This window comes from Sphingobium sp. YBL2, from assembly GCF_000943805.1.
Lineage (GTDB): Bacteria > Pseudomonadota > Alphaproteobacteria > Sphingomonadales > Sphingomonadaceae > Sphingobium > Sphingobium fuliginis.
The window spans coordinates 94,469-106,636 of record NZ_CP010954.1; the positions used below are offsets into that span (position 1 = coordinate 94,469).

9 protein-coding genes are annotated in these 12,168 nt (G+C 62.8%); 4 read left to right on the forward strand and 5 right to left on the reverse strand.

Features of this window, described 5'->3' with window-relative positions:
- Positions 1 to 87: 87 nt before the first annotated feature.
- From TZ53_RS00480 to TZ53_RS00495, 4 genes are all read right to left on the reverse strand, one after another.
- Complete coding sequence (locus tag TZ53_RS00480) at positions 88 to 1,251, reverse strand: acetyl-CoA acetyltransferase (RefSeq protein ID WP_044660068.1); 1,164 nt, start codon at positions 1,249 to 1,251, stop codon at positions 88 to 90.
- Between the two features lie 107 nt (positions 1,252 to 1,358).
- The gene (locus TZ53_RS00485) at positions 1,359 to 3,590 is read right to left on the reverse strand and encodes a TonB-dependent receptor (protein ID WP_052628056.1); all 2,232 of its coding nucleotides are present in this window, start codon (positions 3,588 to 3,590) and stop codon (positions 1,359 to 1,361) included.
- 198 nt (positions 3,591 to 3,788) lie between these two features.
- On the reverse strand, positions 3,789 to 4,607 hold the full coding sequence (locus TZ53_RS00490) for an alpha/beta fold hydrolase (RefSeq protein WP_044660069.1): 819 nt from the start codon (positions 4,605 to 4,607) through the stop codon (positions 3,789 to 3,791).
- 34 nt (positions 4,608 to 4,641) lie between these two features.
- Positions 4,642 to 6,279: an FAD-dependent monooxygenase gene (locus TZ53_RS00495; RefSeq protein WP_052628057.1), complete on the reverse strand. Its 1,638-nt coding sequence runs from the start codon at positions 6,277 to 6,279 to the stop codon at positions 4,642 to 4,644.
- Between the two features lie 248 nt (positions 6,280 to 6,527).
- On the opposite strand from TZ53_RS00495, the gene TZ53_RS00500 reads away from it, so the two are divergent.
- Positions 6,528 to 7,133, forward strand: coding sequence for a VOC family protein (locus TZ53_RS00500; RefSeq protein ID WP_083198884.1), 606 nt, complete (start codon positions 6,528 to 6,530; stop codon positions 7,131 to 7,133).
- Between the two features lie 69 nt (positions 7,134 to 7,202).
- Here TZ53_RS00500 and TZ53_RS00505 read toward each other — a convergent pair whose 3' ends face one another.
- Positions 7,203 to 8,168 carry a LysR substrate-binding domain-containing protein gene (locus TZ53_RS00505; RefSeq protein ID WP_052628058.1) on the reverse strand — a complete coding sequence of 322 codons (966 nt, stop codon included), beginning with the start codon at positions 8,166 to 8,168 and terminating at the stop codon, positions 7,203 to 7,205.
- Between the two features lie 372 nt (positions 8,169 to 8,540).
- Between TZ53_RS00505 and TZ53_RS00510 the strand changes: the two genes are divergently transcribed.
- The 3 genes from TZ53_RS00510 (at position 8,541) to dld (ending at position 12,130) form a co-directional block, all read left to right on the forward strand.
- Positions 8,541 to 9,473 (forward strand): 3-keto-5-aminohexanoate cleavage protein, encoded by a 933-nt coding sequence (locus tag TZ53_RS00510; protein ID WP_044660070.1) that lies wholly within the window; start codon positions 8,541 to 8,543, stop codon positions 9,471 to 9,473.
- A gap of 76 nt (positions 9,474 to 9,549) precedes the next feature.
- A complete protein-coding gene (locus tag TZ53_RS00515) occupies positions 9,550 to 10,329 on the forward strand; it encodes an SDR family NAD(P)-dependent oxidoreductase (RefSeq protein ID WP_229742397.1) in 780 nt (259 codons plus the stop codon).
- 94 nt (positions 10,330 to 10,423) lie between these two features.
- Entirely contained in the window at positions 10,424 to 12,130 is a 1,707-nt protein-coding gene (gene dld / locus TZ53_RS00520) for a D-lactate dehydrogenase (protein WP_044660072.1), read from the forward strand.
- Positions 12,131 to 12,168 lie beyond the last annotated feature (38 nt).

Below are 12,168 nucleotides of genomic sequence, written 5' to 3' on the forward strand. Positions count from 1 at the left end.
TTTTGGCCGTGAGCCGACGCCCCAACCCAGAGGTCGGAAGCCCGGAAGGATGCCAACTGAGAAGCCGTTTGCGCGGATGCGTGACGACTACTTCCGCGCTTCCAGGATGCTGACATAGTTGACGACCGCCGAGCCGCCCATGTTGAACAGCCCGACGAGGTCGGCGCCGGGAAGCTGGAAATCGCCCGCCTCGCCCTGCAACTGCATGGCCGCCAGGACATGCATGGATACGCCCGTCGCGCCGATCGGGTGGCCCTTGGCCTTCAGGCCGCCTGAGGGATTGACGGGCAGCTTGCCGTCCTTTTCGGTCCAGCCTTCCAGGATCGCCCGCTCGCCCTGTCCCTGGGGAGTGAGCCCCATGGCCTCATAGGCGAGCAGTTCGGCCGTGGTGAAGCAATCATGCGTCTCGACCAGGCTGAGATCGTCAAGGCCGACGCCCGCATCGGCCAGCGCCTGCCGCCAGGCACGGCTCGGTCCGGGCATGGCGATGATGTCCCGTCTGGACACGGGCAGGAAATCGCTGACGTGCACGGCGCTCCGAAACGCGATCGCCTTCGCCGCGGCGGCGGCCGTATCGGCGTCGGCCAGCACCAGCGCGGCGGCTCCGTCGGAGATCATGGAGCAATCGGTCCGCCGCAGACGGCCCGCAACGAGCGGGTTCTTGTCGTTGCCGCGACAGAATTCATAGCCAAGATCCTTCCGCACATGGGCGTAGGGATTGGCGACGCCGTTGCGGTGGTTCTTGGCGGCGATGCGGGCAAGCACGTCCGACTTGTCGCCGTAGCGCTGGAAATAGGCGTCCGTGATGCCCGCGAACACACCGGCGAAGCCGCCCTGCGTTTCGCCTTCCTCCGGCAGATAGGATGCCTTGATCAGGCAATCGCCGACCGCCGCGCTGCCGAGCTCTGTCATCTTTTCCGCCCCGATCACCAGCACGCGCCGCGCCGCGCCTGCCGCGATCGCATTCCGGGCCTGATAGACCGCGGCGCTGCCGGTCGCGCAGGCATTCTCGACCCGCGTCGCAGGCTTGAAGCGGAGATCGTCGCTGATGGCCAGTGGCAGCGAGGATACGAACTCCTGCCGCGTCATGCCGGCATTCATGGTCCCGACGAAAATCGCGTCGATGTCGCCGGGCTCCAGACCTGCATCGGCGATCGCGCTGGCCCCAGCCTCGACAATCAGACTCTCGATCGTCTCATTGGCAAGATTTCCGAATTTCGAGTGCGACCAGCCGATGATATATGCGGTCATGCTTAGTCCTTTATAGCTGTTGAGCGAACATAGCGGCTTGGCCATATCCCGTGAAATCACTGAGGCTGATACCGTCCATAAGCCTGGATGACCTTCGCGGGGCCATGTCAGAAGTTCCATTCCAGCGATCCGCCGAATATACGCGGCGGATTGGTATAGTCGCCGATGTAGGAAATCCCGGCGACGGTCGAAAACTGGCTGACGACGGCTTTGTTCAATATGTTGTTGATGTAGAGACGCGCCGTGAACGCCTTGCTGGGCGACGTCCAGGCGATGGAGGCGTTCAGGAAATGGTAGCTGTCCTGCCGCAACCGGTTGTCCGCTTCCGCCATGAAACCGCTATTGTAGCTGTCCGTCGCATTGAGCGCGAATTCGCCGACCGAACTGGGGATCGTGTAGGTTGCGCCGAAGGTATAGGTGAGCTTGGGCGAATAGGGAATGGTGTTCCCGCTCGCGTCGCCGGGGAAGCCGGAGTTCGGCTGGCCGTTCGGCAGAGGCGTCGTGAACGTCGCCCCCGGAAAGGACTTGAACCTGGCATGCAGCAGGTTGGCGCCGGCGTTCAACGTCAGATTGTCGCCCACCTTCGCCGTGAGTTCGGCATCGAGGCCGTAAAGCTCCGCCGATGCGCCATTGACGATGATCAGGACGGTCGAGAACGCCGGAACCTGGATATTCTTGTAATTATAGTAGAAGCCGGAAACATTCAGCCGAACCCGGCGCTGGAACAATTCGCTTTTCAGGCCCCCTTCGTAGGAGTCGAGCTGTTCCGGCAGGTACACGGGATTGATCGGCGTACTGATATTGTACCCGCCGCTCTTCACGCCGCGATTATAGGACACGAAGCCCGTGACGTTCGGCGCGAAATCATGATCGAGCGCCAGACGCCAGGTCGGCTTCCTGAAGCTGCTCTTCTCGCCGGCAATATCCGCCACCGTCACCGCGCCTCCGCCCGGCAGCGTAAAGACATCGGTGCCATGGAATTTCGTCCACTGCCAGGTGTAGCGGAAGCCGGCCGTGAACCGCGTCGAATCCGTGATCCTGTAGGTCGCCTGCGCATAGGCCGCAGCCGAATCCACCCGCTGCGTTCCATCGACATTCTCTCCGTCGAAGGGAAAGATCATCGGTCCGACAGCTGGATCGCCCGCGACCTGCAGACCGAGGTTGGCGGCGAATCCCGGCCGGAAGAAAAGCGCCTGCTTCCGATTGGCCTTGTTGTAGAAATAATAGAAGCCCGTCTGCCACGTCAGACGCCCGGAGTCGGACGAAGCGAGCTGGATCTCTTGCGTCACCTGCTCGGAATGATCGGTGGAATTAATGTCCAGAACGGGGGTCGTCGTCACCGATGGCGACAGGCGGAAGAAGTTCCTCGACTTGCGATATGCGCTGATCATCGTCAGTTTCAGATCGCCAAGGTCCTGGCCGAGCGTGACCGAGACTCCACCGCCGCTATAGTCATTCTGGGCGTCGACATAGCTTTTGGTGTCCCATGGCCGCGTCGGCTGGGGAGTGGGAAATGCGATGCCCGTTCCCGGCAGCGCGCGGAAGTTCATGGCCATGGGCCCGTGGCGATCCGAATAGTCGGCCGACAGGCGGATGACGGTCGTGTCGCTGAGATCGGCCTCCACCTTTCCGCGCACGCCGGCGATATGATCCGCCTTGTAGGTGTCGTGCCCGGTGAAGACATTGCGTCCCCAGCCCTGCCCTTGATGGCTGAACGTTCCGGCAAGGCTTGCCCGAACCGTTTCCGACAGGGGGCCCGCCACGAAACCGTCGGCTCTCAGCGTTTCATACTCGTCGAAACCGATCCGGGCGCGGCCGCCGAATGTCACGCTCGGTTCCCGGGTGGTGATCTGAAGGACGCCGCCTGTCGCATTGCGCCCGAAAAGCGTGCCTTGCGGTCCCTTGATCACGGATACCTGCTCGATGTCGAACAGATCCATATTCACGTCGGCCGGATTGGCGTAATAGACGCCATCGACATAGGTAGCGACCGGGCTTTCCAGACCGGCGGCAGCGAAACCGCTGCCCACGCCGCGTACATAGGGGGTCACGTTCCCGCCGATATTCAGCAGTTGCAGCCCGGGCAGCGCGGCGGCAAGACCCTGGGTGCTCTGTATGCCGGAATTGGTAAGTTGCTGAGGAGTGACGGCGGCAATGGCGATCGGGACTTTCTGCAGGCTTTCCGACCGCTTCTGTGCCGTCACGATGATCTCCTCCAGTCCTCCGGACTGCGCGCTCGCGTCAGCGGTCGCGGAGCCGGGCGCCTGCTGCGCCCAAAGCGGTTGCGCGACTACAAGTGCGGCGAGACAAACGCCTGCGGTCAAATATCGGTGCGCCATATTCTCCTCCCCATTTTTGTTCGTTGGTTATCGATCGGGACCCAGGCCGCCCAAGCTGGAACGCTGTCCCGGCGCCGACAGGCTAGCGCTTTACCGGACATCGAAGAGACGAGAAAAACCTCGTCGCGATGCATTCCGGTCATCATATCCGGGCGGGCCAGGGCGCTGCGCGGATCGCTTCACCGGCGAATGGGCGGCCTAGACCTTGGCATGCTTGCGCAGAAAACCTTCGAGCGCGAGCGATGTCGCCTCCGGTTGGTCGACATTCACATGATGCCCGGCATTCTTGATGATCACCAATTCGCTGTCGGGAATCACGGACGCGAGCTGCGCGCCGAGCGTCGGGCGATTTTCGAATTCGGCCCAGACGATCAATGTCGGACATCGGATGGCGGCCAGCTCCTCGTCGTTCAGCAACTTGTAGGTGAGCGGGACATTCGGAAGATATTTCACATAGCCGCGCTTATGCGACAGGATAAGGTCGACTTCTTCTTTGAATCGGTCCGGCGCGCGGGTCGGGAATTGAGGATCGTGGAACATCCGCCTCACGAAATCTTCGACTGCCGTCCGTCGGGTCGTTTCGTCCGGCTCGTCGGCCAGCAGCGCCGCGAAGTCGGCCACCACCTTCGCGGCGGGCGGCGGCGGCCCGCCCGGGCCCGCGCACATGTTGACCAGGCCGCGGACCTTGTCCGGATAGGCCAGCGCTGCCCGCATGGACACCGCGCCGCCCTGCGAAACCCCGCACAGAAATGCGCGGTCCTCGCCCAGCGCCTCGATCATGGCCGGCAGGAGGGGGACGAGGTCCTCAACCGTCCATCCCCCGGCGATCGCTCCGGATTCCCCATGGCCCGGCCAGTCGAACGCGACGCATCGGAAGTGCCGGCTGAGGTGCAGCAATTGCGGCATCATGAGCTGCTTGCCGGCGAAGGTGCCGTGCATCAGCAGGACCAGCGGCCCCTCGCCCGCCTCGATGCAGGCGAGCGAAACCCCGTTGATGGTGAGATTGAACTTCTTCATCGTGATGGGTCTTCCTGAAGGGTGCGCGATCCGGCTAAGCGAAGCTGAGGGCGCCGCGGACCGTGTTGATCAGCCAGTCGCAATCGTCGGGCAGCGCGTCGCCTCTCCACGCGACATGCTGGTCGGGACGGATGAGGATAAGCCTGCGCTCGTAGAGATCGCGCGCATCCTGGCGATCCAGTTCGAAGACCTTGAAGGGAACGCCATAGCGCGCTGCGGCCTCTTCCAGCGCCCGGGTCGATACGGACGGACCAAGCTTCAGAAGGCAGAAACCATCGCCGAAATGGTCGAAGAGCGAGCTGCCGTCGTCCAGCCAGATGTGCGGCGCCCGGCATCCCGGCACGGCCATCGGCGTATATTCCGCATAATCCATGCGCGGCGCCTCGCGAACGTCCCGCACGATAATGGGCGATGAATAATAATGATAGCCAAGCTGGGCGCCGAGGCTTCGGAATTCCTGCATCTTCTCGGCGACCAGCAGCTCGCAGACTTCCTTTCGGGCCGCCTCGCCACGCTCGGAATCCTCCTCCATATGAGGCCGGATCAACTCGCTTCCGAGAAGCTTTTGATTATAGGCCGACCCGTCGATGATGAAGCGCTCCACCTCCCTGCGCTCAAGAGAATAGGTGCCCAGCAGCATCGGACCGCCCCATCCCTGAAGCACGGCCGCCAGCTTCCAGCCCAGGTCCGCCGCGTCGCCGATGCCCATGTTCATGCCGAACCCGCCGAAAGGCGAGGTCAGGTGGGCGGCATCGCCGGCCACCAGCACGCGGCCGAAATTATAGGTCGGCAACATGCGCGAGTGGCTGGACCATGCGCGGCCGGTCGCCTCGGTGATTTCAAATTCGGTTCCGATGCTCGCGAAGAGCATCTTCGAAAAGTCGTCGAAGCTCAGCGGATCGATGCCCGGGGGAATCGGAGAGGAAAGATAGACCCAATGGTCATTCTCGCTTTGCGGCAGCACGACGTCGGCATAGCCGTCCTCGTTGAGGAAAAAGGTGAAGGAGGACAGTCGCGTCTTTTCGAACAGATGGGTCAGTTCCGGCGCCCGGAAGTGCCAGGACATGCTTTGGGCCAGCGTCTCGCCGCACAGGGCCGCGTTGAGCTTGGTCCGCAGCCTCGACCGGGCGCCGTCGCACAGCACAAGATATTCGGCCGTCGCGGTCCTTGGCCCGTTCGGACCGTTGTAGCGCACGGAGACTCCGCCTTCGTCCTGCGAGAAGTCGATGACCTCCGTCTCGAACAGCGCGGTGACCGTCGGCTTTTCGAGCAGGCATTCGTGCAGCGTCTTCTCGATCGCCTGGTTCGGGGCCCATTCCGGCACTTCCGCGGAGATGGGCAAGCGCTCCTTCCACTCACAGGCCCCTTCGATGTTGAGCAGGACCTGGCCGTTCGCCCGGGTGACGAATGTTACGTCGCGATGATATTTGGCGGGTACCGGATCGTTGGCGCGCAGCCGCTCGGCCACGCCGAGCCGCCGGAAATGCTCCATGGTCCGCGCGTTCGACAGATTCGTCTTCGCCGTGTGATAATGCCCTTCGGGACTTGCTTCGCACATCAGCACCCGCAGGCCCCGATGGGCCAGTTCGAGCGCCATGGTCATTCCGACTGAACCGCCGCCGGCGATGATCACCTGATATTGCTCGCCGTCGCGGGATTCACTGACAGTCATGTAAGATCTCTCCTGAGTGTTGCCGGCTAACCGTGCTTCTGATGGCCGGACACTATCGCGATGCCGCCCCTTTCCGAGATGAGATGTGTATCATTGCGATGCACGCTGCTTATCGGGCCCGACGCCGAAGATCGTCCGGTTAGGCGCATAGGGTGGGCGCTGCATGGCAGTTATCATCGCGCGAAATTTGAAATCTTGCCCACCCGGGGGGCGCATGGGAACCTTGTTCCAATTTCTGGAGGTGAACCATGCCAATGCCCGCCATCGCTGCCGCGATCGAAGATATAAAACATCAGCCGGTGGTATCGCCCACGCACTTCGCGCACGTTGTTTTCCGTACATCGCAGATCAAGGCGATGTCCGACTGGTACAAGACCGCCCTGAACGCGCACGCCGCTTTCGAAACGGAAATGCTGGTCTTCCTCACCTATGACGAAGAACATCATCGCGTCGCGATCCTCAACGTGGAGGGATTGGCCGAACAGCCGGACGGTGTCGTCGGCCTTCAGCATATCGCTTATTCCTACAAGTCGCTGCACGAACTGCTGGGCAATTATGTCCGCCTCCGCGAAAAGGGGATTGTGCCGAAATGGTCGGTCAATCATGGCCCGACCACATCGCTCTACTATTCGGACCCCGACGGAAACCAGGTCGAATTCCAGGTCGACAATTACGACAGCCTGGAAGAGGCGACGGCGTTCTTCTACAGCGAAGCCTTTGCCGTCAACCCCATCGGCGTACCCTTCGATCCCGATGCGCTGTACGAGCGCCTGCTGGCTGGAGAAGACGAACGGCAGCTCAAGCTTCGGCCGCCGAGCGGCCCGGCAGGCCCCGAAATCATCGGCATCCGCTGAGCCGGCGGCCTGGCCGCGAAAGCAAGGCAAAGCGGCGGCGGTCCTCAGGAACGACCGCCGCCGCCGCCGTCATTCCGCGAGGATCGGATCGGGTACCGACAACGCCATCGGCGCCATCGGCACTTTCCTGTCCATGGAATAGTTCATGGCCGCATTGCGCGCGAGATCGTAGAGATGCTGAGCCACCGGCGTCAGCGGCAGGTCGCTGCGCCGCACGATGCAGAGCGGAGGGCAGGCCAATGCGACGTCCGCGACCGGAATCGGCTGAACGAAGGATTTGATCAGCGGCGATTCCAGCCATTGCATGGGCAGGAAGCTCAAGAGATCGCTGTCGGCGATCGCCAGCATCGTCATCACCGTGGACGTGGTATGCAGGACGATTTCGGGCCGCGGCAGACCTGCGCGCTCAAAAATCTCCTCGAACGCCGTTTCATCCGGCCGGTTCGCGAGTGATGGCCTGATCCACTGAGCCGAACGCAGTTCCCTGATGCTCCTTGCATTGCCGAGCGGATGACCGGCGCGGGCGATAATCACCCGTTGATTGTCTGCGATCCGTTCCACCGAGAGCGAGGTGGACGACAGTTCATGGTCGTAGGCCCCCAGGTAAAAATCGATCTCGCCGGATTTGATGCTGCGTTCCACCGGCTGGAAGAAATCCTGGCGCATGCGCAGCAGAGCTTTCGGATATTTCCGGCGGAAGCTCCGCAATATCCGCGAGGTAAGCGCGATGGCCGCTCCCGGAGACATGGCCATCGACGCCTGTCCGACGAAATTGCCCTTGAGCTGATCGACCTCGTCGCGTGCGCGCCGCATCTCTGACTGGATGACTTCGGCGCGTTTCAGAAATGCGTGGCCGATCGGCGTCAGGCGGACGCCGTTCACATGCCGCTCGAAAAGCGGCGCGCCCAGATCGTTTTCAATGTCTCTGATACTTCTCGATATGGCGGGCTGCGTGATGCCGAGCAGCCGGCCCGCCGCCCTCAGGCTTCCTGTCTCCGCCACGGCGGAAACATCCCTGATATGATGCAACTTCATCCTGTTCCCTCTCGCTTATGTTGGGGTCTTGCCGCCCCCTTCAGTTCCGATCATGCTGCCTTGGCCTGGCCGGCATGCATTCGACATTCGCGGTGAAATCCCAATCGATGCCTGAAATGCATAGCTCCCTCGAACTTACAATCACCTCAAGCTGGCCGCCGCCCGCTAAACAAGCCTCCTGATCGATGCCCCTGCACCGCTCCCTATGACTTACGACGTCATACGGTGAAGCAGGCATCGAGAATGGTGATGGAAAACATAAACGAGGCTGATCAAATCAAGGCGCGCGACCGACCCTGGACCGCGCGTCACGCAGGATGGATCGCCGTTCGAAGACAGATTGTACCACCTATCGTCCCCTGGAGATGTCGGATGCCACAGAAGGTTATCATTACCTGCGCGATTACCGGTTCGATTCACACCCCTTCCATGTCGCCGCACCTGCCGGTGACGCCGGATGAAATCGCCACCCAGGCGATCGAGGCCGCGGCGGCCGGCGCGTCCGTGGTCCATCTCCACGCGCGCAACCCGGAAACCGGCGAACCAAGCCAGGACGTCGACATCTATCGCCAGTTCCTGCCCCGGATCGTCGATGCATGCGACGTGGTGATCAACATCACGACGGGCGGCTCTCCCATCCTGTCGCTTGAGGATCGGCTGCGGCCCTGCCTGGAGTTCCAGCCGGAGATCGCATCCCTCAACATGGGATCGATGAACTTCGGCCTGTTCGACATGCTGAAGCGGTTCAAGGACTTCAAGCATGACTGGGAGGAACCGTATCTCCGCAATTCCGACAATTATGTCTTCAAGAACAGCTTCCGCGATATCGCCGGCATCCTGCGCGCCTGCAGCGAGACCGGCACGCGCTTCGAGATCGAATGCTATGATGTCTCGCATCTCTATAATGCGCTCTTCTTCCTTGAGCAGGGCCTGCTGAAGCCGCCGATCTTCATCCAGACCGTCTTCGGCGCGCGGGGCGGCATCGGCACGCATTACGAAGATGTCATCACCATGCGCCGGACGGCGGATCGCCTGTTCGGCAATGCCTATACATGGTCCGTTCTCGGCGTGGGCCGGAACCAGATTCCGATCGCCACGCACGCCGCCTCCATTGGCGGCAATGTCCGGGTCGGTCTCGAAGACTCGCTTTGGGACGGTCCCGGCAAATTCGCCACCAGCAACGCCGTTCAGGTCCAGCGCATCCGCACCATATTGGAAGCCATGTCGCTTGAGGTGGCGACGCCGGACGAAGCCCGGGCGATGCTGCAGCTCAAGGGCCGCGATGCCATGAAGATCGCCGCTTGACAGAGGAGACGGGACGGGCCGGGAAAGGCTTTGCGGAGCCGCGCCCGGCCCGGTCCTCCAGGGAGAGGATCTTGTGGTGTCGGCTTTGACCCTTGAGAACAAGCGCATTCTGGTAACCGGAGGCGCCAGCGGGATCGGCCTTGCGGGCGCGAAAATCTTCCGTGCGCTTGGCGCGGAGGTGGTGCTGGCCGACCGGGACGCCGGAATGCTCGATGCGGTGGCCGACGGGATCGGCGCGGCGGCCAGCGTGGCCGGCGACGTGACCTCGGAAGCGGATTGCGATGCCATGATCGCGACGGTGCAGCGCGTTTGCGGCGGTCTTGACGCGCTATTCCACAGCGCCGGCGTCAGTGACAATGTGCGGTCGGTGGTGGAGACCGATATCGACGGATGGCAGCGCATTCTCGACATCAACGTGCGCGGCACCTTCCTCATATGCCGCGCGGCGGGCCGGGTCATGATCCCTCAAGGGCATGGCGCAATCGTCAATATCTCGTCGGTGGTCGGCCTTGGCGGAATTCCGCGGCGCCCCGCCTACAGCCCGGCCAAGGCCGCCGTCGCCCACATGACCCGCAACCTGGCGTCCGAATGGGGCCATCATGGCATTCGGGTCAACGCGATCGCGCCCGGCTACATCCTGACGCCGATGGTCGATCGCCTTGTGAAGGACGGCGCGTTCGATACGGACCGGATCGCGCGCCGGACGCCCATGGCGCGGCTTGGCGAGCCCGAAGAAATCGCCAATGTCGCCGCGTTCCTGTTGTCCGACATGGCGAGTTACATGACGGGCGCCGTGGTGCCGGTGGATGGCGGCTGGACAGCCTATGGCGGCGCCGGCGACGTTCAAAGCTGCTGAAGCGATCAGTCGTGGATCGGCGCCCCGATGCTGTTACGAGGCCGATCCGCCGTCACCTTGGTCCGCTTCGTTTCTTCCTTCAGGCAAGTTCGGCATGCATTTGAATTCGGATCCGGCGGACCTGCCCGGAAAGCTCGTCCGGATCGTCGGCAGGCGACACCTCCTGACCGGCGAAGCGCATATGCGCCCCTACACCCAGGGCTATCGATATCCCGGTGGCGGGGCGTCGGCCGTGGCGCTGCCGGGCACCCTCGTCGAGCTGTGGCGTTGTTTGCAGGCCGTGGTCGAGGCCAAGGGCATCGTGATCATGCAGGCTGCAAACACGGGACTGACAGGCGGGTCCACGCCGCATGTCGCCGGCTATGACGGGCGCCCGGTCGTGATCATCGGAACGCGCAGGCTGTCCGGCATTCACCTGCTGGAAGGAGGACGGCAGATCGTCGCCCTGCCGGGCGCCACGCTCTACGACCTGGAGGCGCTGCTGAAACCGCTGGGGCGCGAGCCGCATTCGGTCATCGGATCGTCCTGCATCGGCGCTTCCGTGATCGGCGGCATCTGCAACAGTTCGGGCGGCGCGCTCTTGCGACGCGGACCGGCCTACACGGAATATGCGCTTTATGCCCGTTTGCGGGAAGACGGGCAGCTATGCCTCGTGAACGATCTGGGGTTGGAACTTGGCGACGATGCCGAAGAGATTCTGGGCCGGCTGGAGAGCGGTCGCTTCGACGATGGGCCGCCGGCCGGCAATATCCGGGCCGCCTCGGACACCGACTATGATCGGCGGGTAAGAAAGATCGATGATCCTTCTCCCGCCCGCTACAATGCCGATCCGGGGCGACTCCATGGCGCATCCGGCTCCGCCGGTCGCGTCGCGGTGTTCGCCGTGCGGCTCGACACCTTCCGGAGGGACGATCGAAACCGGACATTCTACGTCGCGACCAACGACGCAGCCGTCTTCACCCGATTGCGACGCGCCGTGCTGGGGACCTTTTCACACCTTCCCGTCTCCGCCGAATATCTGAGCCGTGAGACGATCCTGATGTCGGAACGCTATGGTCGCGACAGCTTTTTCGCGATCAAATATCTCGGCACCCGGCGGCTGCCCCGCCTGTTCGCCCTTAAAAGGGGGCTGGACCGCGCGGCGAGATGGCTCGGGACCGGTTCGGAGGCCACCGGCGACCGGATGCTGCAGCGCCTGGGCAATCTCCTGCCCAGCCCGCTTCCGCCGACCTTGCGGCACTATCGCGACCGATATGAACATCATCTTGTCATCCGGGTTGCCGACGACGGCATCGAGGAAATGCGCGCCTATCTGGAGGGAGTGGAGCGAGAGGGCGAGACGACCGGTTGGCGCGAATGCACCGATGCGGAGGCGGAACGCGCCTTTCTCCTGCGGTTCGTGGCGGCAGGCGCGGCGATCCGATACGCTTCGCTGAAGGACGGCGCCGTCGGCGGGCTCGTGGCGCTTGACGTGGCGCTCCCGCGCAACTGCACGGACTGGGTCGAGCAATTGCCCGACGACATAGGCTCGCAACTGGTGGCGCGAGCCACCTATGCGCATTTTTTCTGCCACGTCTTCCACCGCGACTATCTGGTGCGGCCCGGGTGCGACGTCGAAGCCGTGAAACAGCGCCTGCTGGATCGGCTCGCAGAGCAGGGAGCGGAATATCCCGCCGAGCATAATGTCGGCCATCATTATGCGGCCAAGCCCGAACTCGCCAGCTTTTACATGACGCTGGACCCGTGCAACAGCTTCAACCCGGGCATCGGAAAGACCTCGCGCAAAGCGGGTTGGGCATAGCATCGGCCTGAACATCGGCGGGCGGACACCAGTCGCAT